Annotated in this window: 29 protein-coding genes; 21 read left to right on the top strand and 8 right to left on the bottom strand. The window is 33.6% G+C overall.

Translation table 11 applies throughout. From position 1 onward, the window contains the following. Positions 1–82: 82 nt before the first annotated feature. The 8 genes from ABJF52_RS05150 (at position 83) to ABJF52_RS05115 (ending at position 7,287) form a co-directional block, all read left to right on the top strand. A complete protein-coding gene (locus ABJF52_RS05150; RefSeq protein WP_348147255.1) occupies positions 83–628 on the top strand; it encodes a cupin domain-containing protein in 546 nt (181 codons plus the stop codon). A gap of 195 nt (positions 629–823) precedes the next feature. Next, positions 824–1,918 carry a serine hydrolase gene (locus tag ABJF52_RS05145; RefSeq protein ID WP_348147252.1) on the top strand — a complete coding sequence of 365 codons (1,095 nt, stop codon included), beginning with the start codon at positions 824–826 and terminating at the stop codon, positions 1,916–1,918. Beyond that, positions 1,918–2,490 (top strand): Crp/Fnr family transcriptional regulator, encoded by a 573-nt coding sequence (locus ABJF52_RS05140; protein WP_348147249.1) that lies wholly within the window; start codon positions 1,918–1,920, stop codon positions 2,488–2,490. Before ABJF52_RS05145 ends, ABJF52_RS05140 begins: the two co-directional genes overlap by 1 nt. Positions 2,491–2,572: 82 nt before the next feature. Next, positions 2,573–3,064, top strand: a complete 492-nt coding sequence (locus ABJF52_RS05135; protein ID WP_348147246.1) for a heme-binding protein — start codon at positions 2,573–2,575, stop codon at positions 3,062–3,064. 4 nt (positions 3,065–3,068) lie between these two features. Continuing rightward, the gene (locus ABJF52_RS05130) at positions 3,069–4,598 is read left to right on the top strand and encodes a Dabb family protein (RefSeq protein WP_348147243.1); all 1,530 of its coding nucleotides are present in this window, start codon (positions 3,069–3,071) and stop codon (positions 4,596–4,598) included. 12 nt (positions 4,599–4,610) lie between these two features. Further along, entirely contained in the window at positions 4,611–5,330 is a 720-nt protein-coding gene (locus ABJF52_RS05125) for a 3-ketoacyl-ACP reductase (protein WP_348147240.1), read from the top strand. Between the two features lie 283 nt (positions 5,331–5,613). After that, positions 5,614–6,834 (top strand): PAS domain-containing sensor histidine kinase, encoded by a 1,221-nt coding sequence (locus tag ABJF52_RS05120; RefSeq protein WP_348147237.1) that lies wholly within the window; start codon positions 5,614–5,616, stop codon positions 6,832–6,834. A gap of 51 nt (positions 6,835–6,885) precedes the next feature. Next, positions 6,886–7,287: an ACT domain-containing protein gene (locus tag ABJF52_RS05115; protein ID WP_348147234.1), complete on the top strand. Its 402-nt coding sequence runs from the start codon at positions 6,886–6,888 to the stop codon at positions 7,285–7,287. Between the two features lie 52 nt (positions 7,288–7,339). On the opposite strand, the gene ABJF52_RS05110 is transcribed toward ABJF52_RS05115, so the two are convergent. Continuing rightward, positions 7,340–7,615, bottom strand: a complete 276-nt coding sequence (locus ABJF52_RS05110) for a helix-turn-helix domain-containing protein (protein ID WP_348147232.1) — start codon at positions 7,613–7,615, stop codon at positions 7,340–7,342. A 157-nt stretch (positions 7,616–7,772) separates the two neighbouring features. Between ABJF52_RS05110 and ABJF52_RS05105 the strand changes: the two genes are divergently transcribed. The 7 genes from ABJF52_RS05105 (at position 7,773) to ABJF52_RS05075 (ending at position 13,194) form a co-directional block, all read left to right on the top strand. Further along, a complete protein-coding gene (locus tag ABJF52_RS05105) occupies positions 7,773–8,285 on the top strand; it encodes a lactoylglutathione lyase family protein (RefSeq protein ID WP_348147229.1) in 513 nt (170 codons plus the stop codon). A gap of 163 nt (positions 8,286–8,448) precedes the next feature. Beyond that, entirely contained in the window at positions 8,449–9,294 is an 846-nt protein-coding gene (locus ABJF52_RS05100) for a LamG-like jellyroll fold domain-containing protein (protein ID WP_348147226.1), read from the top strand. A 143-nt stretch (positions 9,295–9,437) separates the two neighbouring features. After that, positions 9,438–9,770, top strand: coding sequence for a metalloregulator ArsR/SmtB family transcription factor (locus ABJF52_RS05095; RefSeq protein WP_348147223.1), 333 nt, complete (start codon positions 9,438–9,440; stop codon positions 9,768–9,770). A 49-nt stretch (positions 9,771–9,819) separates the two neighbouring features. Next, entirely contained in the window at positions 9,820–10,287 is a 468-nt protein-coding gene (locus ABJF52_RS05090; protein ID WP_348147220.1) for a DUF6428 family protein, read from the top strand. A gap of 23 nt (positions 10,288–10,310) precedes the next feature. Continuing rightward, positions 10,311–10,943 carry a protein-tyrosine-phosphatase gene (locus ABJF52_RS05085; protein ID WP_348147218.1) on the top strand — a complete coding sequence of 211 codons (633 nt, stop codon included), beginning with the start codon at positions 10,311–10,313 and terminating at the stop codon, positions 10,941–10,943. Position 10,944: 1 nt separating this feature from the next. Next, the gene (arsB, locus tag ABJF52_RS05080; RefSeq protein ID WP_348147215.1) at positions 10,945–11,991 is read left to right on the top strand and encodes an ACR3 family arsenite efflux transporter; all 1,047 of its coding nucleotides are present in this window, start codon (positions 10,945–10,947) and stop codon (positions 11,989–11,991) included. 129 nt (positions 11,992–12,120) lie between these two features. Continuing rightward, positions 12,121–13,194: a polysaccharide lyase family 7 protein gene (locus tag ABJF52_RS05075; protein ID WP_348147212.1), complete on the top strand. Its 1,074-nt coding sequence runs from the start codon at positions 12,121–12,123 to the stop codon at positions 13,192–13,194. Positions 13,195–13,251: 57 nt separating this feature from the next. Here the strand turns inward: ABJF52_RS05075 and ABJF52_RS05070 are convergent, their stop codons facing one another. Next, the gene (locus ABJF52_RS05070; protein WP_348147209.1) at positions 13,252–13,812 is read right to left on the bottom strand and encodes a TetR/AcrR family transcriptional regulator; all 561 of its coding nucleotides are present in this window, start codon (positions 13,810–13,812) and stop codon (positions 13,252–13,254) included. 311 nt (positions 13,813–14,123) lie between these two features. Here ABJF52_RS05070 and ABJF52_RS05065 point away from each other — a divergent pair, with 311 nt between their 5' ends. The 6 genes from ABJF52_RS05065 to ABJF52_RS05040 all read left to right on the top strand — a co-directional run bounded on the left by ABJF52_RS05065 (position 14,124) and on the right by ABJF52_RS05040 (position 17,107). Then, positions 14,124–14,903, top strand: coding sequence for a HipA family kinase (locus ABJF52_RS05065; RefSeq protein ID WP_348147206.1), 780 nt, complete (start codon positions 14,124–14,126; stop codon positions 14,901–14,903). Further along, positions 14,893–15,276, top strand: coding sequence for a DUF3037 domain-containing protein (locus ABJF52_RS05060; protein WP_348147203.1), 384 nt, complete (start codon positions 14,893–14,895; stop codon positions 15,274–15,276). Before ABJF52_RS05065 ends, ABJF52_RS05060 begins: the two co-directional genes overlap by 11 nt. Before the next feature lie 75 nt (positions 15,277–15,351). Next, positions 15,352–15,987 (top strand): hypothetical protein, encoded by a 636-nt coding sequence (locus ABJF52_RS05055; RefSeq protein ID WP_348147200.1) that lies wholly within the window; start codon positions 15,352–15,354, stop codon positions 15,985–15,987. Between the two features lie 111 nt (positions 15,988–16,098). Continuing rightward, on the top strand, positions 16,099–16,455 hold the full coding sequence (locus ABJF52_RS05050) for a hypothetical protein (RefSeq protein WP_348147198.1): 357 nt from the start codon (positions 16,099–16,101) through the stop codon (positions 16,453–16,455). 72 nt (positions 16,456–16,527) lie between these two features. Beyond that, positions 16,528–16,725, top strand: coding sequence for a helix-turn-helix domain-containing protein (locus ABJF52_RS05045; RefSeq protein ID WP_348147195.1), 198 nt, complete (start codon positions 16,528–16,530; stop codon positions 16,723–16,725). A gap of 115 nt (positions 16,726–16,840) precedes the next feature. Then, positions 16,841–17,107, top strand: a complete 267-nt coding sequence (locus ABJF52_RS05040) for a DUF2892 domain-containing protein (protein ID WP_348147192.1) — start codon at positions 16,841–16,843, stop codon at positions 17,105–17,107. Between the two features lie 82 nt (positions 17,108–17,189). Here ABJF52_RS05040 and ABJF52_RS05035 read toward each other — a convergent pair whose 3' ends face one another. The 6 genes from ABJF52_RS05035 to porV form a co-directional block, all read right to left on the bottom strand. Continuing rightward, positions 17,190–17,870, bottom strand: a complete 681-nt coding sequence (locus ABJF52_RS05035) for an SDR family oxidoreductase (RefSeq protein ID WP_348147190.1) — start codon at positions 17,868–17,870, stop codon at positions 17,190–17,192. Next, on the bottom strand, positions 17,870–18,928 hold the full coding sequence (locus ABJF52_RS05030; protein WP_348147187.1) for a M20/M25/M40 family metallo-hydrolase: 1,059 nt from the start codon (positions 18,926–18,928) through the stop codon (positions 17,870–17,872). Before ABJF52_RS05030 ends, ABJF52_RS05035 begins: the two co-directional genes overlap by 1 nt. Before the next feature lie 43 nt (positions 18,929–18,971). Further along, positions 18,972–20,606 carry a 2-oxo acid dehydrogenase subunit E2 gene (locus ABJF52_RS05025; RefSeq protein ID WP_348147184.1) on the bottom strand — a complete coding sequence of 545 codons (1,635 nt, stop codon included), beginning with the start codon at positions 20,604–20,606 and terminating at the stop codon, positions 18,972–18,974. A gap of 6 nt (positions 20,607–20,612) precedes the next feature. Then, entirely contained in the window at positions 20,613–21,608 is a 996-nt protein-coding gene (pdhA, locus tag ABJF52_RS05020) for a pyruvate dehydrogenase (acetyl-transferring) E1 component subunit alpha (protein ID WP_348147182.1), read from the bottom strand. Positions 21,609–21,744: 136 nt separating this feature from the next. Continuing rightward, positions 21,745–22,227 (bottom strand): cytidine deaminase, encoded by a 483-nt coding sequence (gene cdd, locus ABJF52_RS05015; protein ID WP_348147179.1) that lies wholly within the window; start codon positions 22,225–22,227, stop codon positions 21,745–21,747. 77 nt (positions 22,228–22,304) lie between these two features. Next, the gene (gene porV, locus ABJF52_RS05010; RefSeq protein ID WP_348147176.1) at positions 22,305–23,456 is read right to left on the bottom strand and encodes a type IX secretion system outer membrane channel protein PorV; all 1,152 of its coding nucleotides are present in this window, start codon (positions 23,454–23,456) and stop codon (positions 22,305–22,307) included. Positions 23,457–23,553: the final 97 nt, after the last annotated feature.

Below are 23,553 nucleotides of genomic sequence, written 5' to 3'. Positions count from 1 at the left end.
AACTTCTATTATCGCAGTTTTTACCGAGTTTTTCACATTGTAGCCCGACCGTTATCCATTTAAATTGCAGTAAAATTTAATCATGGATAGAAAACAATTTATCAAAACATCGGGATTAGGAATAGGCATAACACTATTTCCAACGTTAGCAAAATGTCAATCATCTAATGAAAACACTGAAATTGTTAGCACCAATGACCCAAAAATAATCACCAATGCTGAAGGCAATGTTTTAAATGTAATTGGCGACATACAAACGCACAAACTTGTAGGGTCAGACACGGACAATCAAATATTAGAATGGGTTTCTAATGTTGAACCCGGAGTTGGTATTCCACCACACATTCATACAAAGGAAGACGAAATATTCCGAGTTATTAAGGGTCAGGTTGAAATTATGGTCGACGGGATAGCAACAGTTTTAAAAGCAGGAGATATGGCATTTGCTCCTAAGAACATACCACATGCTTGGACAGTGGTTGGAACCGAAAATGCCCAAATGATGTGCTCTGCTTTTCCATCTGGAATTGAAGTTATGTTTGGTGAGTTAGCTGAACTACCTGCCGGTCCACCAGATTTTGAAAAGGTAGCTGAAATTTGCGCAAATCACGGTATTAGTTTTGTATAGATAGCATTGCCAGACGTATACTTCCACTAAGGTTTTTGAAACAAGAATAATAGCAGCGTAATATTACGTATATCAATTAAAAGCGTGTTAAATATCGCTATGGAAAAGAGTGCAATTGGCTATCTTTAGAATCGGCTAAATTATTCTTCATAAAATATATGACAACAAATCATAATTCAGCCGTTATTCTATACCATGAAAAACCTCACTATTTCTATAGTTATAGCGCTTATAACTAACGCATTTTGTTACGGCCAAGAAAAGTATAGTTATTCGCAACCTAGCGACCTTAACGATGGATGGAAGACCAACAGCTTATTAGCAAAACACGTTGATACTACATTAATTCATACTTTATTTAATAAAGCCCTAAATAAAGACAACAAACTCCACAGCGTTTTATTAATTAAAAATGGGGAGCTAATTATTGAAGAGTATTTTAACGGAGCAGCAACGAACCTACCACATGATCTTCGTTCTACAACAAAAAGTATACGATCAATTCTAATGGGCATTGCAATAGACAAAGGGTTTATTGAAAATGTAAACGACCCCATTTTTAAATATTTAAAAAGTCCTACTCCACTTAAAAATTTAGATAACAGAAAATCTGAAATCACAATTAAGCAACTATTGACAATGTCCAGCGGACTCGATTGCAACGATTGGAACAAAAGCTCAAAAGGACAAGAAGATAAGGTGTACAAGAAAAAAGATTGGCTGCAATATACGCTAGACTTACCGGTAATTAATGAACCAGGATCTGTATCAAATTATTGTTCCATGGGTGCCATTTTAATTGCCGAAATAATTAGTCAGGCTTCCGGAATTACTATAGCTGAATTCGCCCAAAAGTATTTGTTTAACCCTTTACAAATCACCAATATCAATTGGGGGCATACGACCAACAAAAAAATTATTTCTTCTGGTAAACGGTTGTATATGACTTCGCGAGACATGGCAAAAATTGGTCAATTAATACTGAACAAAGGAAGTTGGAAAGGCAATCAGATTATTTCGGAAAATTGGGTTGAGGAAGCCACTACCCCAAAAACTAAAATAACGGGTATTGATTATGGTTATTTTTGGTGGAATATCCCTTTTAAAGTAAAGAATAACCATATCATTTCAAAAGTAGCCACTGGAAATGGCGGTCAATATATTATGATTTTCCCAGAACTAGAATTGGTAGCTGTTTTTACGGGAAGTGTCTACAATTCGCAAGAAGACAAAGTTCCATTTGCTATTATGCAGGATATATTTTTACCATCTTTAGCACAAAGTAAGTAATGATTCACGAGTTACTATTAAAACATATAAATAAAAACGCCAAATTCTCTAAAAGTGAACAAGAAGAATTCTGCAAATTCTTCCATACCAAGGCTATTTCAAAAAAGGAATTTTTATTAGAACAAGGGCAAATCTGTAAATTTGAGGGCTTTGTTACAAAAGGCTGTTTTAGGATTTTTACTATTGATAAAAAAGGCAATGAAAACACACTATATTTTGCAGCTAAAGATTGGTGGTTAATGGACATTGATAGTTTTATGAACCACAAACCATCAGAATTAAACATGCAGGCTTTGGAAGATAGTGAGGTTCTTATAATTACTCAAAAAAATAAGTTAAGCTTATACAATACAATTCCGAATGCCGAAAAACTGTTTCGAATTATGTTTCAAAAATCTATTGTTGCATGGCAGCGTAGAATTATAAGAAATCATAGTTTAACTGCAAAAGAACGTTATGTTCACTTTATTACAAACTACCCGGAAATTGCTTCCAAACTCACAGACCGACAAACATCGAGCTACTTAGGTATTACACACGAGTTTTTGAGTAAAATAAAAAAGCTATCCTAAAAATGTATTGAAGTTGAACTTGTTCAACTATTTTCTCGATGTAGTTTATAATTTTTGCAATATCAAACTATAAAAGAGATTTATGGAATTACAAGCACAGATAAAAAATAGGCTTGCGTTACTTACACTAATGTTAATGGCTTATACTGCAAATGCCCAATTAACCAATGACATAACGCACAATGAAGCATTTACCGCACTTTTAGCCGCCAAGAAAAACGCAGAAACCACAAATGTTTTAGTAAACATTGCCGTAGTAGATGCTGGAGCCAATCTTAAGGCATTTATACGGATGGATGAATCGTATTTAGGAAGCATTGATGTTGCTATCAAAAAAGCCAAAACAGCGCGATATTTTAATATGGATACTGGGGAATTGGGCGAACTAACCCAACCGGGAGGTATTATTTATAATATTGAGCATTCCAACAACGGTCTAATTACTTTTCCCGGTGGAGTTCCTATCAAAAATAAAGAGGGTAAGATTATAGGTGCAATTGGTGTTAGCGGTGGAACCATAGAACAAGACCGCGCAATTGCCATTGTTGGAGCAGAATCAATTATAAAATCTTAAGAACATGAACAGGATAAAAGCTAATCTTCTAACATTTATTTTCTTTCTATCTGGTATTTGTATGGCTCAAGTTTCGGATGATTTAATGCTGTACAGAAAAGGTTTTAAGAACATATCTGGAGATAATACAGTTTCGGTTACTAGCTATGAAAAAAATGGCGCTCATTATGTTTATGCTGGAGGCGTAGGAAATATTGATGCATATAGTTTGGACAAAGATGGTATTCTTACACCCATTAGCAATCATGAATTACACATGCAAAAAGGACCCGCCAGAGGTATGGTTGCTGACAACATTAATGGTACAGATTTTCTCTTTGTAGCTAATAAATATGGTAACGTAATTGAAACTTTCAAGATTTTAAATACCGGCAGTCTTGAACGGGTTTCTTTAGTAGAAGACACCGATACAACCCATCTTGGCACCGCAATTACCTTACAAGTAATTCATATGAAAAACTCCTCCTATTTATTTGTGGGAGGTTTAGAAGAGACTCCAGGTTTAAGTTGTTTTAAAATACAGAGCGATGGAAAGTTAACTCATGTACAATCTATGAAGGATGATGACAATATACATACTGATGGAATCATAGGCATGTATACTACAAAAATAAATGGTAAAACATTTTTATACACAGGCGGATTTCAAGATAATGGTGTTAGTAGTTTTAGGGTTTATGATAATGGAAAGTTCAAAAACATTAATAATATAAGTGATAATGATACGGATAGTTATTTAACAGGAGCTTATCCCGTTACCGGAGTAACTTTTGGTGACACAAACTATGTAATTGTTGGCCACCGCCATCATAAATATTATGACCCTACTACCAATTTCATAAAAAGAAAAAACTTCACATATCATGGTGACGGTGTAAGTGTATTTAAAGTGAATAAGAAAGGAGCATTGATTCCACACTTTGTTTTAAAAGATAATGATGACACCAAACTCGCTGGTCAAACGCGAATAGAAGTAGTATCTGCAAGCGACACGCAAGCTGTTTTAGCAGTTGGCACACGAGACCACGCCAGCATACAGCTACTAAATATTAACAAAGAAGGCATGCTGAAACCTACAAGCTATTTAGAAACAGGATATTCTATTTACTACGGATTAAAATCTCATAAAATTGATGAAAAGAACTTTTTAATAGCAGGTTCCAATCAGTTTGATTTAAAAAAGATTGTATCCTATGAAGTTTCCCCTAAAATTAATCGAAATGGAAAAGTACTTCGGCACATTGTCAATTTAAGATACAAAGCCGATGCTACAAAACAACAAATTAAAGAAGCAGAAGAAGCCTTTGTTAACCTAAAAAATGAAATCCCTGAAATAACTTATATTGAATGGGGAATAAATGATAGCGAAGAAGGTGCTAGTAAAGACTTTACACATACCTTTACCTTAACTTTTGATGACGAACACGGTAGGGAAATTTACCTTTTCCATAAAGCACACTTAGACCTAGTAAGCAAAGTAGGTCCGATAATAGCAGATGTATTTGTTATGGATTATTGGACCACAACCAATTAAAAATTAAAACAAATGAGCCCATTAAAAAATAAAAAAGCAATTATAACTGGTGGCGGTAGAGGATTAGGAAAAGCAACGGCATTAGCATTTGCTAAAGAAGGCATAGCCGTCGCCATTACTGGTAGGAACGAAAAAGTTCTAAAGGAAACTGTTTCAGAATTACAAGCGTTTGGAGTGTTGGCAATTTATGCTGTTTTTGATGTAGGCAACTATGAAGAGGTACAAAAGAGCATAAAAACTATTGTTGAAACTTTTGGGTCTATAGACATTTTAGTTAATAATGCAGGTATTGCTGCTGTTGGTTCTTTTAATGAAATGGAGGTTAGCCAATGGACTGAAATTATACAAACCAATGTAATGGGTATGTACTATGTAACTAAAGAAGTTTTACCATATCTGTTGCGCCAAAATTCAGGTGATATAATTAATGTATCCTCTACTGCTGGCTTAACCGGAAATGCAAATGTATCAGCATATTCAGCCTCAAAATTTGCTGTTATTGGAATGTCAGAATCCCTAATGAAAGAAGTACGAAAAAATAATATTAGGGTAAATACCTTAACACCTAGCACAATAGAATCTGATATGACCATTGATTTGGGTTTTGCTAAAAAGGACTCACAAGACAGTGTTTTGCAACCAGAAGATTTTGCAGAATTAATAGTAGCAGGTTTAAAACTACCGCGAAGAGCAATGCTTAAGAGTGCCGCCTTATGGTCTACAAACCCATAATAATACACACTTTCTAATTAAAAAGAAAGACTCCATTAGGCCTTAATAAACTATTGATAGGACATCGATTTTTCAATTGTCTATCATTTTAAACCAGTACACCAAGGGAATACGCCTACAAAATTTGTAATCCTATTAGCCTTTATAACCATTAAATTTAATATTTGCTACGAATTATTAAATAATATTCAACTTATTAAGAAAAAAAATAAAAAATTCATAAAAATAAAGCCCCAATTATAAATTTACTCATTTATTCCCCTGATTATCCGAACTTTATAAAATGAAGTTTAAACAATCACGCCAGGGACTAATAAATCAGATTGCAAAATTAAAAAAGCAAAATGAGTTTCTACTATCACATACTTCATTAACTAAAGAAGAAGAATTAGAGTTACAAACCGTAAAAGATGAGGTAGAGGAAAGTGAAAAATATACTCAAACACTTCTAAACACTATGGGTGATTCCGTTTTTGTAAAAAATGACAAAAGCGAGTTAGTAATGGTTAATAATGCTTTTTCCAAAATGTTTAATTTACCAAGAAACGAAATAATTGGTAAAACCCTTGCTGAAAATGTACCTGCTAACGAACGGGAAAGTTTTTTAAAAATTGACAATCAGGTGCTAGCCGATGGCATTGAAAACATAAATGAAGAGACGCTAACGTTGGAAGGAAAAGATACGCGTATTATTTCTACAAGAAAGTCGCGATATATCAATGCTAATGGCGAGAAGTCTTTAGTTGGAGTAATACGAGATATTACAGAACGTAAAAAGGCGGAAATGGCATTAGCTGAAAGCGAAGCCAATTTTCGAAAACTTAATGCTACAAAAGATAAATTATTTTCAATAATAGCGCATGATTTGCGAGGGCCGATTAGCAATGTAAAAGCGCTTTCAAACATGATTGACTTGAATGATCCGGACAGAAAAGAGGCTGAAGAAATAATTTCGTTAATAAATACTACAGCAAATAAAACGCTGGTTTTATTGGACAATCTTTTACATTGGGCGCGTTCACAAACTGGGGAGTTACTGGTTAGGCCAACAAATTTTTCAATAGCTGATGTTATTCTCGACACTATTGCACATCAAAAATCTATAGCAAAAGCAAAGAACATTAAACTGTATAGTAATAATTTAATAAACACTGAATTACATACGGATGAAAATATTCTAAAAACTGTTCTTAGAAATTTAATTTCGAACGCTATAAAATTTACACGCATAGATGGTGAAATAGCAGTCGGTGTAATTTCAAAAGACGATTTAATTGAAGTTTCTGTTTCTGATAATGGAGTTGGAATGAATCAAGAAAAAATTGATTCGCTATTTGAAATTGCATCAAATAACACAACTATGGGAACAGCAAGAGAAAAAGGTTTTGGATTTGGTTTAGTACTATGTAAAGAGTTTGTTAATAAATTAAAAGGTACCATTTGGGCCGAGAGTATTGTAGGTGAAGGAAGTAAATTCAAATTCACTATTCCATTAAATATTTAAATAGTATACTGGCATTTAGATGAAACATTTTGGAACAATTTATTAAACCAAATGGCTGGAGAAATAAATCTTTCTGAATTAATAAAAAATATGACTCCACAGTTAAATGATGGAGAATATGTTTTTACTACGTTAGAGGATATAGCTATAGTTAATAGAAAAGATACTATTTGCGAATTCAAAGAAAAGGAAGGAACAACCGTAATCATTGAAAAAAGTAAAGCAGACCAACTAAATTTAAGTTACGACTTTATAGCGTCATGGATTACACTTACTATTCATTCATCATTAGATGCCGTAGGCTTAACGGCTTTATTTTCTGCTGAATTAACTAAAAACAATATTAGCTGTAATGTGATTGCAGGATATTATCACGACCATATTTTTGTTCATAAAAAAGATAGAAGTACTGCTATTCAAGTATTAAATAACTTGTCTGAAAAACAAGTATAGTTTAGTTATTGAAAAGGTAAAATTAAATATGGACAACACTTCTCTAATAGTATTACCTTTGAAAATCTTCTAAACCCCATTGATCTAAACTCCGCAAAACTACCTCCAACGATTTTCCTCTAGAACTTAAACTGTACTCTACCTTAGGTGGTACTACTGGAAAAACTTTTCTAGTTAAGAGACCATCTTTTTCAAGCTCTCGTACGGTTTGAGTGAACATTTTATTTGAAATACCAGGAATCTTTTTCTGCAACATTCCAGAGCGCATAGCACCTTCCAATAAATGAAACAAAATTAACGGCTTCCACTTTGTACCTATTAAACTCATTGTATAATTTAACGGACAACTATTATTTTTAATCAAAATTTAAAATATAAATAATTATTAATCAATATTTTACTCCTTTAGGTAACTATACTACTTTTTGGTTAGTTATTGCCCATATAGCTAAATTAGAATAATTTTGAATTTTAAATAAAATTTTATGAGAAATACTGAAAATTACCCCAGATCATTTTCACATATTGGAATTACAGTACCAGATATACATAAAGCTGTTAGTTTCTATGAAAAAGTTATGGGTTGGTACGTAATAATGAAACCATCAAAAGTCTATAAAGAGAGCGATACCGCTATTGGGCAAATGTGTATTGATGTTTTTGGAGAAGCGTGGGAGTATTTTGAAATTGCTCATATGTCTACATCAGATGGTATTGGTATTGAACTATTTTCTTTTCCACATGGTATAAAAGAGAAGCCAGAATTTAATCCATTCAATACGGGACTTTTTCATTTTTGCGTACAAGATCCAGATATTAAAAATCTAACAAACAAAATAGTTGAAAACGGAGGAAAGCAGCGCATGCCTATTCGAGAATATTATCCAAATGAAAAGCCTTACAAAATGGTTTATGTAGAGGACCCTTTCGGAATTGTATTTGAAATATACACTCACAGTTATGAATTAACCTATTCATCAGGAGCATATCAAGATTAATAACCAAATTGAACTATTATTTACAACGAACAGATTTCACTTAAATATACATTATAAACAGATTTTAACCTTTCTGATTAACTATAGTTCCAAACACTAAAAAAGAAATGAACCTTTGTAAGCTTTTAAATAATATCCGACCAAGCTAAAAATTTAAAAAAACATGTCGTCATTAAAAGTTGGATTCCTATTTTTTTTCGCAACAAGTATTTTGTTTTCTCAAGATGAAAAATTAATAGATCACGTGCTATTTTATAGCTCGTTTGACGGAAATACCAACGCTAATATAGCTGTTGGTGACGCACAAATTTACACTGCCGAAAACTACGAAAAATCAGCTTCTGCAAAACCAGGCCTTCACAATCCAGATGTAGTTTTGGCTAAAGGAAAAGGGCTTACAGGAGATGCATTACATTTTAAAAAGAAAAACACATCGGCCATATTTTATAAGGCAACGAAGAATGTAGGATATAGTCCTAATTCATGGAGTGGCACAGTTTCCTTTTGGCTACAACTAGACCCTGCAAAAGATTTAGAACCCGGTTTTTGCGACCCAATTAATATTACAGATGTAAGATATAATGATGCTGCATTATGGGTAGATTTCACGAAAGACTCCCCTAGAACATTTAGATTAGGTGTTTTAGGAGATTTAGATGTATGGAATCCTGAAAATAAAAATGATGATACTAAAGTTCAACAACGAACAGTTACGGTTCACAACCCCCCATTTAAAAGTGAAAAATGGACGCATATTGTTATTGCCTATTCAGAAATAAACACGAATAAATCTGTTGTTAAATTATATCTTGACGGTCAGTTACAAGGATCTGTAAAAGATGTTAATGACCCCTTTACTTGGGAAGTGAAAAATGCAAAAATTATGTTAGGTCTTAGTTATGTTGGCTTAATGGATGAACTTTCAGTTTTTGATAAAGCCTTAAGCCCTATAGAAGTTAAATCTGTTTACGAACTTGAAAATGGATTAAAAACCTTGCTGGTTAAATAAAAGAACTGCAAACCCTTGAAATGTTAAGGTTGTAAACGACCATATTTTAAATGCTTTTCATTTAATTATTTCATTATCACAATAAATAAATTTGGTACTTGGTTATATTAATCGTAATATTGCAATGAACATATTAAACTAATATGGGTTTAGCAAAAACTGAAATGTTTACAGACCAGCAAAACAAGATATCCTTGTTTGCAAAAGTATTTGGGCATCCGGCACGTGTTGCTATTTTGCAACACTTATTTAAACTAGATAATTGTGTTTGTGGTGATTTGGTGAATGAAATAGGACTTGCCCAACCCACAATATCACAACATTTAAAAGAGTTGAAAAATTTAGGCCTTATAAAAGGCAATGTTGAAGGTACAAGTGTTTGTTACTGTATCGACACAAAGAATTGGAGAGCAATGAAAGAAACCATGTCTGAATTTTTAAATCAGGATATTTCTAACAAATCCAATTGCTGTTAAAAAAAATTTTACAACATTAATCGCATAATCGCAATAAACAAATACAATTATGAAATTATCAGAAATAAAAAGCAAACTAAGTCAATTAGACACAATTTCATTTCAATTACCAAACGGAGAATTAGTACCTAACCATTTTCATGTAACCGAAGTTGGTAAAATCACAAAACATTTTATTGATTGTGGCGGTACCGTAAGAAATGAAGAAGTGGTAAACTTTCAACTGTGGAATGCAAATGATTATGATCATCGCTTACATCCAGAAAAATTAGTTCATATTATTGAACTTTCAGAAAAAGTTTTAGGAATAACAGATTTAGAAATTGAAGTAGAATACCAAGAAGATACTATTGGAAAATTCGGCCTTGATTTTGATGGTACTCATTTTCTCTTAACTACAAAACAAACAGATTGCTTAGCTAAAGATCAGTGCGGTGTACCAGCTGAAAAGCCAAAATTAAAATTTGCTGATTTAAGTAATGAAACAAGTTGTACTCCTGGTGGCGGTTGTTGCTAATTAATCTTTAGAATATTATAAAAATGACTAGAACAGAATCAAGCTTATTCACTGGAATATCAGCATTAATTCAGGAATTAAAGCCTGAAAATATTTCAGTAGAACGCAAAGCTGTATTAAAACCATTAATAGATTTTATTCAATCTAAAGCAAGTAAAAATAAGGAAATAAGAATCAACTTTATATGTACGCACAATTCGCGAAGAAGTCACTTATCACAAGTTTGGGCACAAACCATGGCAAATCATTTTAAAGTGAACAATGTAACATGCTACTCTGGTGGAACGGAGGCAACAGCTCTTTTTCCAATGGCTGCAGAAACATTGCAAAATTCAGGTTTTCGGATTAGGAAAATATCGGAAGATCAAAATCCAATTTACAGTATTAAATATGCTGAAAACGAACATCCCATTATCGGATTCTCTAAAAAACTAGATGACGAATTTAATCCAAAATCCGAATTTGCCGCTATAATGACTTGCTCGCAAGCTGATGGTGGTTGTCCTTTTATTGCGGGAGCAGAAAAGCGAATTCCAATCACTTTTGAAGATCCTAAAGCATTTGACAATACTCCACAGCAAGCAGAAAAATATAATGAGCGAAGCATTCAAATTGCAACTGAATTATTCTTCGTTTTCTCTCAAATTAGTTTATAAAATGGCAATAAAAAAACTCAGTTTTCTGGATAAAAACCTCACCCTATGGATTTTTGTAGCCATGGCTATTGGTGTAGTACTTGGTTACTTTATTCCAACGATTCCAAATCTAATAAATTCGTTTAGTAGTGGTAGCACTAACATTCCTATCGCTATTGGATTAATAGTAATGATGTATCCTCCCTTAGCAAAAGTTAACTATGCGCTCTTACCTAAAGTTTTCAAAAACACTAAAATACTTTCAATTTCTCTGTTACTAAATTGGGTTATTGGTCCCGTTCTAATGTTTATTTTGGCAATTACTTTTTTACGCGATTATCCCGAATATATGGTTGGGTTAATTTTAATAGGCCTAGCACGTTGCATTGCCATGGTATTGGTATGGAACGACCTAGCAGAAGGAAGCAGTGAATACGGAGCAGGATTAGTTGCCTTAAATAGTATTTTTCAAGTATTTGCCTACAGTTTTTATGCATGGTTATTTATAACAGTACTTCCTCCCTACTTTGGGTTTGAAGGAGCTATCGTAGATATATCAATAGGAACAATTGCAGAAAGTGTAGCAATCTATTTAGGAATTCCATTCTTACTAGGCATTCTAAGTCGATTAATTTTAGTAAAACTTAAAGGAGAAGAATGGTATACTAAAAAATTCATTCCAACGATTTCACCATTAACATTAATCGCATTATTATTTACAATTGTTGTTATGTTCTCACTGAAAGGAGAATTAATAGTGGAAATACCTATGGATGTATTAATTATTGCTGTTCCTTTACTCATCTATTTCAGTCTCATGTTTATTATTGGCTTTTTCTTTACCAAAGCCATGGGAGCAGCATATGATAAAACAGCAGCCGTAGCTTTTACGGCAGCAGGAAACAATTTTGAATTGGCTATTGCTGTGGCAATTGCCGTATTTGGTCTAAATTCGGGACAAGCATTTGCAGGGGTAATTGGGCCCTTGGTTGAGGTACCTGCCTTAATTTTATTAGTGCGCGTATCATTCTGGCTACGCAAAAAATACTACAACAAGGCAATCGCATAAAAACTAATATCTTTATAGTAATCATCGTATAGAAAGTAACATTTTTATACGATGATTTTTTTTTAGATATAAAATCATCTAGTATAGAATGTTTACATTGCAGCTAATTATAAACATAAACACCTCAAAATGACCATTAAATATCGTCCAATCCTAGTAGCTACTTTAGTATTAGTTGGTCTTTCGCTAACACTAAGTAGTTGTTTTAATACAGAAAAAAAATCAACTGAAAAGTCCATAGAAAACGACACTCTTGCAACGAAGTATCCTAGCGATGTTATTTCGTTTATGGAACAATGGAAAATTCTTTTAGGTGACGGCACTAAAACAGATAAACTAGTAAAATATAAAAAAGATGATTTCTTTTATGTCGATACTGATGGTAAAACAGATTGGGTAGTTTATAAAACACCTAATTCTGGTATTACATCACGTACTTCAAGTAATACCAGAACAGAACTGGGACAAAAAGAACATTGGATACCTGAAGTTGGTGGAAAGTTAACTGGAACGCTAAAAGTAATGCATGTTTCTACCTCGGCCGATGCAAGAGTTGCAGCTTCATATTCTGTGGTTGTTGGTCAAATACATAGTGACGAAGGAAACGAAAATGAACCCTTGAAAATCTTTTATAAAAAATTCCCTGGCCATAAGAAGGGTTCCGTATTTTGGAATTATGAAATTAATACAGCAGGTGATAATTCAAAAAGATGGGATTATTCATCTGCAGTTTGGGGCTATGACATGTCTGTTGTTGGAAAAAGTCCAACTTCCTACCCAGAAGAACCAGAAGATGGAATTGAAATTGGAGAAGAATTCAGTTATGAAGTAAATGTACATAAAGGAATAATGTATCTTACTTTTACTAGTGAAGGACATGAGACAGTAAAATTCACGAAAAACCTATTAAAATCAGATTTCGCAACCAAAGCAGATATTCCTGAACAAATTTGGAACCTATATGCCTCTATAGGCCGCGATGGCACAGAAATAGATACAGCATATGCTGGTGAAATACAGTATTTTAAACAAGGCGCTTATAATCAAACAAATGGCAAAAAACCAGAAGACAATATAGTGTGGAGCACTGGATCCGAAACTTACGGTGGTGATATTGCTAAACAATACGCAAATGGCTGTTACGCAGAAGTTTGGTTTAAGGATGCAACAGTTGGTCCAAGTACTGCACCAACGGTAGAATAAAGGCAATTCAAAAATTCTATAGATTACTATTGTAGCTTTTTTACTTACTACAAGTAGTTATTTTTCCAAAACTTTCACACAGGCCTTTTTAGCCGCAACAATTGGCCAGGTATCTTTTTGAATTTGAGATAATATTAAGGCACCTTCAATAAGTACCATAACTTCCTCACTGGATTCTTTGGCTGTGACTTTCATTTGAGTTGAATTTTTAAGTTGCTTGTAAACAAACTCATGGACTTCATTTTTAGAATTACGAACTGCCTCTTTAATAGCGTCTTGGTCATTGGGTATGTCTGTAATAATATTTTGAAATCCGCATCCCCTGTAATCAACTTCACCAAGCCATTCAATCAAATAATCGAACAAACCCAACACTTTTTCAGGTCCAGATTTATGGCTAGATAGTTTCTCATTCAGATCTATCATCAATGTTTTCTGCTTTTTCTCTAAGTAAGCTACTGCAATTGCTTCTTTAGAACCAAAATGCCTATACATACTATCTTTTGAAACCTGAGCCTTTTCTAAAATCTTATTAACTCCTGTCTGATTATACCCATCAAAATAAAACAACTCCGACGCAGCAGTCAGGATTTTCTCTTTAACTTTTAGTTTACTCATATTAATAAGATAACACAACTATAAACAACAGACCTGTCTGTATGATAATTTTACAATCATTTGATTTACAGGGGTAAAAATATACTAATTAAGTTAAAATGTTATTTTAAAATTATAGATTCTTAATAATTTTAGCTCATGTTTTCAACAATTTTAGGTTAGGATCACTTTTAATAATTCAATTTTTAAACGAAAAAAAAAACAAGCTTTTACTGCATTTTACCTGATTTAAAACCTTTAAAACTATCTCACAAAATAGATTTACTTTTATACACAGAAATACGAGTAATAAGTTTCTATCCATAGTCTTTATGAATAAAATTGAAATTCGCACTGTATCAGTAGTACAATATATAAGTCCGCTTAGAGAAGGAGGTTCGCTCCCGGCTATAGTAAAAGCTGATGATGGATTTTTATATGTTTTAAAATTTAGAGGAGCTGGGCAAGGTAAAAAAGCTTTAATAGCTGAATTTATTGGCGGTGAACTTGCTCGAGCAATGGGTTTAAAAGTACCGGAACTAGTTTTTATGAACCTTGATGATTCTTTCAGTAAAACGGAGCCAGATGAGGAGATTCAAGATTTATTGAAATTTAGTGTTGGATTAAATCTTGGCTTACATTATTTATCGGGATCCATAACTTTTGACCCTTTAGTATCGAAGGTTGATGCTATTACCGCTTCTAAAATAGTAGTTTTAGATAGTCTTATCAGTAATATAGATCGTACCGCCAAAAACACAAACTTGCTACAATGGAATAACGAATTATGGGTTATCGATAACGGGGCAAGTTTTTATTTTCATCACAATTGGAAAGAATGGAAAAACCATCTTAACAGAACTTTTCCTTTTATAAAAGATCATGTACTATTACCTCAAGCGAGTAAATTAGAAGAAGCTGCATCAGAAATACAACAATTAATAACTACGGATAAGATAGTTGAAATAATAGCGAACATTCCTGAAGATTGGCTAATTGATGAAGCCGATGATTTAAGCACAACTGAAATAAGGGAGGCGTACATAGCATTTATTAATGCCAAATTCGATATGATAACGTTACTAGTTAAAGAAGCAGAAGATGCAAGATAAACACACGTTTGAATATGCAATAATTAGGGTTGTCCCCAAAGTAGAACGCGAAGAATTTTTTAATGTTGGCGTAATTCTTTTTTCCAAACGCAAAAAATTTCTAGATATTAAATTCCATATTAATCCAACTAAGTTAAAGGCCTTTTCCCCTGATATTGAATTAGAATTATTAAATGAGTATTTAAATGCTTGGAAATTAATTTGTGATGGAAATCCTTCTGGTGGTCCAATAGGTAAATTAGAATTACCAGACAGATATCGATGGCTTACGGCCTGTAGAAGTACTATAATACAAAGCTCTCAAACCCATCCTGGTTTAACTAATGACCCAGAAAAAGAGCTAAACGAAATATTTAATCGTTGCGTCATGTAAGTTTTCAATACTAAAAGAAAGTTTGACTTCGTTTTAATACGACATGTTTTTCAATAACACAATAGAATTAACCCTATGAATAAATCGCAACTTCCAAAAGATTTACAAACTATTATAGGGAATGAGGAATTAGACTTTGCGGTTTATGCAAAAAGAAATCAACCTAAAGCACTCTCTTATGGCATAATTCTATTTGCACTTTTTTGGTTGGCATTACCATCAATTGGTGCTTATGCATTTTTTAGTCCATTATTTAAAGGAGAAGAAGTTCACTTTGAGTCCAATGATATTCCTACTACAGCTAGTTTAGACAACTTAGAACCAATGATTGTACCTTCATTGTTATTATTGCTTTTTATGGCAATTGGCTTAGGAATGCTTGTTTGGGGAATAATTATGCTTACTAAAAAAGGAGGTTTTTTTGTAGGAACGGAAACACGTTTAATAAACTATCGTAATGGGACTATTAAATATTTTGACTGGGAGCAATTTACAGGGAATACAGAATTAAACATAAACAAAAAAAACATTTCATTAGAAATGCGTAGAGGTAAAATGAGATCAAAAAAGAATGGCCCCGATAAATTTATTCCTGAAATATTGCATATTTCTGGGGTAGAAAATTTATTAAAAATAGAAAGGTTTTGTAGACAACGTATAAAAGAAAATGACCCAACCCCTACCCTCAATTCAGAAGCTAACAGCAACTAGCTCTTCATATGATTGGTAATTAATTACAGGAAATATTAACATCTATCGTCTTATTTTCCATTATTTAGCTGAAAATTAAGCATATTACATTCTTATTTAAAATTCTATTGTATGGAAACAATTAGAGAACAACTTTCTTTTTTTAGCAAGGAATTAATCGATGAAATTCTTAAACATTCTTCCATACAAGACTTTCCAAAAAACACGCAAATACTAAAAGAAGAACAATATGTGAAAGTGCTACCCATAGTAATAAATGGTTTGGTTAAAGTATTTTCAAAATTTAAAGAAAAAGAATTATTACTGTACTATCTAGAACCGAAACAGAGCTGTGTAATGTCTTTTTCAGCAGCACTTAAGAATATGCCAAGTAAGGTATGTGCCTCTACGGAAGAAGATTCAAAAATACTATTAATACCAACTAATAAACTACCGAATTGGCCTAAAGAATTTCCCGATTTAAATTAATTATTCTATGCCCAATATGATCTAAGGTACTCTGAGCTTCTAGACACTATTCAACATATATTAATTGATAAAATGGATAAGCGACTTCTAGATTATTTAAAACAAAAGTCCATTTTAACCAATAATTCTACGCTGAAGCTCACCCATGGCCAAATTGCTAATGATTTAGGCACGGCAAGAGAAGTAATTAGTAGAGTTATTAAAAAACTGGAACAGGGAGGAGCACTTATACAAAATAATGATGGAATTGTACTATTAGACGATATGTGACCTAGGTCACTGCACAGGAAATTACTTATACTGAAATTGGCATCATAAACATCGATGATGAAAATTAAAATTCTAAAACTTCTGGCAGTTTGTATACTATGTGTTGGTATGCTTTATGGCATTGTTTTTATCATTGAAAAAATCAATTCTTAATTTAAATTTAAACATGATGAAAAAAAACATGGGTAAAACAGATAGAATAGTTAGAATAATTCTAGCCGCAATAATAGGAGTACTCTATTTCACTAATATAATTACTGGAACATTAGGCCTTGTCTTATTATTAGCATCAGTAATCTTCATCTTTACTAGTGTAATAAGTTTCTGCCCTTTATATACAATTTTCGGGCTAAATACATGCCCAATAGAAAGCAAAAAGTAATTTAAAAGTTAAGGACACAGCATTTCAATTCCCAAAATTATATTTTGGTTATGTTCCCTTGAAACCATCAATTTTTGGTAATCTATGGAGTGCTGTTACTTACTTGCAGTAATTTACCATTGTAGAGCTTGTTACCAGTTAATGCAAAATCTTTAATATAAGTTGCCATTTCCAGAGCAGTAGTTGGCGCTTGATAACCTGGAAAAGCTTCTTCTAGCATTTCGGTCTGAACAGCCCCTAAGGCTAACACATTAAAAGATGGTCCAGTTTCTTTAAATTCTTCCGCCCATAATTCAGTCAAGGTAATTACTGCAGCCTTACTAGAGCTATACGCCGATAGTCCAGGGAATTTCATACTACCCTGTACTCCACCCATTGAACTAATAGTCACTACATGTCCTTCTTTAGACATTTTAGGAATAGCCAATCTTGTTACATCGGCAACACCATAAACATTTACTTTGTAGACATCTTCAAATTCTTGTGAAGTTAATTCTAAAAATGGCTTGTTTAGTAATCGCCCTGCATTATTAATTAGTACATCTATTACAGACCATTCAGAATTAAGAAAGTCTTCCAATTTTTTTAAATCCGCTGTATTCGATAAATCAAAAGGGAAAGAATTTATGTTCTTGTGCTTTAAACTTTCTATAGCAGTTACGTTTCTAGACAAAGCTAATACTTGATGACCATCGTCTGCAAAAAGACGAGCCAACTCAAAGCCAATACCTCTGCTCGTTCCAGTAATTATAATGTTCGCCATTAGTTGTAATTAATTTCTTTAATTGGCGCATTTACAATTCCTGCTACCGCAGTAATGGAGCGATTAACAACTTCCGCCATATGAATAAAATTTATGATTTCCGTTTCATCTCCAACTTTATGATAATGCTCAAAATTTGTAAAATCAAAAGTGCAAAAAGTATGTGAAGGTACATTAAACGCTAAATGAAATGGGTAATTATCAGAACGCTTAAACAAATTCATTTGAGCTGCAGAAGGCAAATAACCTACCAATTTTTCTTTGGCATATGTATTCGCTATTTCTGCCATATTAGACTCGTGAAAACCCGTTAAAAACATAAAGTAATCTTTATTTTGCAGTGGCACACCAACCATTTCAAAATTAAGCATAGTATACAAATCAATATTTTCAGCTTTCAGTTTTTCAGCCAAATGTTTAGACCCTAATAACCCCTTTTCCTCAGCAGTAAAAAGTGCAAAGATTATACTTCTTTTATTCTGTTTATTGGCACCAAAATAACGCGCAAGTTCTAAAACCGTAGCTGTCCCCGAAGCATTATCGTTGGCTCCATTAGCAATGGAATCTGTACCAACGAGAGTAGCAGTACCTATATGATCATAGTGTGCACCAATGACAACAAATTCCTTCTTTAATTTGGCGTCATTTCCTTCCAAATAACCAACAACATTATATGCTGTTCCAACAAAATTTGAAATAGTATCGCGATAACTATCAAAATAAGGAGCTATCCCATTTTCCTTAAAGGTATATTCAATAAGATTGGCTGCTTTAGCAATACCTTCCGTGCCAGCTTCACGACCTTTTAAATCATCGGATGCTAAAAAAGAAATAATCTTTTCAACATTCTCTGGATTAGAGAATGTTGAAAGATTAGTTATTAATGTATTTTGAGATTGTGCACTTTTATCGATTAACTTTTTAGCATCGTTTTCAGTAACACTTAATTCCAATGCATCTGAAGATGATTGAATAGTAGTAGAATCTGTTTGCTTTAATTTGGTGGCACCACATGCTGAAATAATTATCGCAATGCATACTACGAATAATCTTTTCATCATGGTATTGCTCTACTAAATTAAAAATGTATTGGCATATTGATTACGCCAACATAGTAACTGGATTTTCCAAGAACGCTTTTAACGTCAACAAGAATTGTGATCCAGTTGCTCCATCAACAGTTCTGTGATCACATGCCAATGTAACTTTCATTGTTTTACCAACAACTATTTCACCTTTACGAACTACAGGTTTTTCAACAATAGCACCAACAGATAATATAGCAGAATTAGGTTGGTTGATAATAGAAGTAAATTCAACAATACCAAACATTCCTAAATTCGAAACTGTAAAAGTACTTCCATCCATTTCAGCAGGAGTTAATTTTTTAACTCGTGCTCTTCCAGCCAAATCCTTAACTGCCGCACCTATTTGCGTAAGTGTCATTTGATCGGTAAACTTAAGTACAGGAACAACCAAGCCATCATCAACAGCTACGGCCACACCTACATTTACATGGTGATTGTATTTTGTTGTATCACCATTCCAAGTTGTATTTACTTGCGGGTGCTTTTTTAAAGCCATAGCACAAGCTTTTACCACCATATCATTAAATGACACTTTAATATCTGGCAAATCGTTTATTTGTACACGAGAAGCCCATGCATTATCCATATCAACTTCGATAGTTAAATAGTAATGCGGAGCAGTAAATTTAGATTCACTTAAACGTTTCGCAATAGTTTTACGCATTTGCGAATTCTTCACTTCTTCCGTACTTTCCTGACCAACAGGTAAGTTCACAGGAGTTGCAGCTACAGCACTAGAAGCTGAAACATCTGCAGATGCTGCAGCAGGAGCAGTACTTTTTTGTGAAGGTTTATAATTTTCAACATCTTTTTTAACAATACGGCCATTGTCGCCACTACCACTAACAGTACTTAAATCAATTCCCTTATCAGCAGCAATCTTTTTCGCCAATGGTGAAGCAAAAATTCGCTTTCCGTCATTAGTTGCAACCGCTTGTGCTTCAGTTGAACTTGAAGTCTCTTCGGTTGCAGTTTCAGTTTTTGTTTCAGAAGAATCACTTTGTGCAGGAGCACCTCCAGAACTTAAAACTGCTTCAACATCAGTACCTTTTGGTCCAATAACCGCTAGAACATCATCAACAGGTGCAGATTCGCCTTCTTGTATGCCTATATGTAAAAGCGTACCATTATAGAATGATTCAAATTCCATAGTAGCTTTATCAGTTTCAATTTCAGCAAGAATATCGCCTTCCTCAACTTCATCACCAACTTTTTTCAACCAGGAAGCAACAGTACCTTCTTCCATAGTATCACTCAAACGAGGCATCTTTATAATTTCAACACCTTCAGGTATTTCAGTAACTTCGCTTGATGTAGCCGCAGGTGTAGGTTCTTCAGCTTTAGGAGCTTCAGCTTCTTCCGTTGCTTCACTTTCTGCTGAACCATTTAAAAGGCCAGAAATATCTTCACCTTCATCACCAATAATTGCTAAAAGAGTATCTACAGGAGCACCATCACCTTCTTCAATACCAATATGCAAGAGTGTTCCTTCATTAAAAGACTCAAACTCCATGGTAGCTTTATCAGTTTCTATTTCGGCAAGAATATCACCTTCTTCAATTTTATCACCTACTTTTTTCAACCATTTGGCAACCGTACCTTCTTCCATGGTATCGCTAAGCCGGGGCATATTTATTACTACTGCCATTCTATTTTATTTATGTTGTACAAATGGAAAATCATCTTGCTCATAAACCATATCGTACAATTGATTTATAGGTGGATATTCAGATTCTTCTGCGAATTTTTCACATTCTTTAACCAAATCTTTCACACGCTTATCTATTCCTTTAATTTCTTCTTCGGTAGCGTAACCTTCTGTATTGATTACTTCTAACACCTGTGAAATTGGATCTATTTTTTTATACTCTTCAACTTCATCTTTAGTTCTATAATGCTGAGCATCAGACATAGAATGACCACGGTAACGATAAGTCTTCATTTCTAAGAAAGTTGGTCCACCGCCGCTACGAGCTCTTTCAACAGCCTTACTAACTTCTTGAGCTACAGCTACTGGATCCATACCATCTACAGGACCACAAGGCATTTCATACCCTAATCCTAACTTCCATATTTCTGTTGAATGTGATGTTCTTGCTACTGAAGTACCCATAGCATAACCATTATTTTCACATATAAAAACAACTGGTAATTGCCACAGCATAGCCAAGTTAAAAGTTTCATGTAAAGACCCTTGTCTTACAGCTCCATCACCCATATAACAAAGTGTAACATTATCACGTTTGAAATATTTATCACCGAAAGCCATACCAGCACCCAAAGGAATTTGTCCACCTACTATTCCATGTCCTCCATGGAACCGGTGTTCTTTAGAGAATATATGCATAGAACCTCCCATACCTTGTGATGTACCTGTTACTTTACCGTAAAGCTCAGCCATCACACGTTTAGGATCCACGCCCATACCAATTGGTTGTACGTGATTTCTATATGCAGTAATCATTCGATCTTTTGTTAAATCCATTGCATGAAGTGAACCAGCCAATACAGCTTCTTGTCCATTATACAAATGCAAGAACCCTCGAACTTTTTGTTGAATGTATACTGCTGCAAGTTTGTCCTCGAACTTTCTCCAGAACAACATATCTTCATACCATTTAAGGTATGTTTCCTTTGTAATTTTATCCATTTACACCTATTTATTCCAAATTTATAAATGCTAGTCTACCATACCATACAAGTTGGATGGGAGACAAAAATACATATTAATTTTTAGAAAAAAACAGGCTTTAAAAATGAATTAGTGAGATAATTCACCAGGACTTCTATAAAAAAGAACTATCGAAAGCAAACGGAATTAAATCAAGTACAGAATCACAATGAATAACTTGTCCAATCTCACCCATCATTAAAATCTCAATTGGTGCTTTCTGTTTTTGTTCATATTCAGCCATAGATTGTCTACAAATACCACATGAAGTTACAGGAGTATCAACTTTATGATTATTTGAAGAAGCTGTAATAGCAATTGCATTTATTTTAATACCAGGATATTTCGCTCCAGCGTAAAGCATTGCAACACGTTCGGCACAAACACCAGCAGGATAGGATGCATTTTCTTGATTACTACCAATTACAATTTCATCGTTATTCAGAAGTACAGCCGCCCCAACTTGAAATTTGGAATAGGGAGCATAGGCATTTTCTCTGGCAGAAATAGCGCTTTGCATTAGTTTCTGTTGCTCAGAGGAGAGCTCCTCAAAAGCATTAAACATAGTATAGTTAAATTCCAATTTTCGTTTTTGCATAAATCAATAAGCTAGTATTCAAAAATAAGTAACCCCGACGGTCTACCATCAGGGTTCAATTATATATTTTTTTAAATCTAATCGTTAAAATACTCTTGCCCTAAATTAAAGGTAAGCGAAAAACGCAATGTATTTTCTAATGGATTTCTTACTTGCGATGTTGCAAATAAATAGGATAAATCTATTTGTGTCATTTTAAAGCGAAAGCCAGCTCCTAAAGTAAAAAACTTACGTGAACCTTTTTCTTCACTTTCATTAAAATAACCAGTACGTACCATAAAAGCATCCTGATAAACATATTCAGCTCCAATTGCCCAAGTCATTTCTTTTAATTCTTCACCAAAACCATCTGGTGCATCACCAAACGATTTAAATATACCACTAAAAGCTCCTATTAGTTGGTATTCATCATTGTCTAATGCATCAATAACACCATCTTCATTAAAATCTTTTGGTGTTGGTACCAATAATTTATTAAACTCCGTGGTTAAACCTATCACATTATCCTGATCCAAAATAAAATCAAAACCAACTCCTAATTTCATATTAGATGGCAGAAAATTCTCTTGCCCACCTTCGTCGTATTGAATTTTTCCTCCTAAATTCGATAAATTAAAACCAGCTCTCCAACGTCCATCAAAACTACTATAAGCCTTTTCTCGAGAATAATAATATCCCGCCACATCGATACCAAAACTACTTCCCGCTTGAGAATCTACAGTAGCATCTTGTGGTAATTTTAGGTTCGACCGAATATATCGACCGCCGACAGCCATAGAAAAAGTTGGACTCAATTTCAAAGAATACGTACCATCAAAGGCCAATTCATTTGGCTTAACTGTTGAACCAGGATCATTCGCAAATTGTCGCAATTCAATTTCACCTAGTGTAAAATAACGTATTCCTACAGCAAAGGCACTTCGGTCATTTATCTTATTATAAAAACTAGCATTTAATAAGGAAATATCTGTAATAATACTTTCTAAATAAGGCGTATAACTTAAACCGATACCCATTTGCCGTTCTGCAAATGCAAACTTCGCCGGGTTCCATTGTTGTGAAAATGCATCAGTAGAAGTTGCAACTCCCATATCTCCCATACCTGCAGCTCTTGCATCAGCAGCAATTGTTAAAAAAGGTACCGCTGTGGTAATTACCCGCTGCTGTTCAGTTTGAGCAGATAATTTTACAGCAAAAACTAGTATGATTAATAATGATATTTTCTTCATCTTATAATTGGTAAATTTAATTGGTCAACAATTAATAATTAAAAAACATACCTATTTATGCATTATAGATACCCCTTGTTAACATGTAAACGAGCAT

The sequence above is a fragment of the Aurantibacter sp. genome (assembly GCF_039941195.1).
In the GTDB taxonomy this organism is placed as follows: domain Bacteria; phylum Bacteroidota; class Bacteroidia; order Flavobacteriales; family Flavobacteriaceae; genus Aurantibacter_A.
This window is presented reverse-complemented; position numbering and strand designations above follow the sequence as displayed.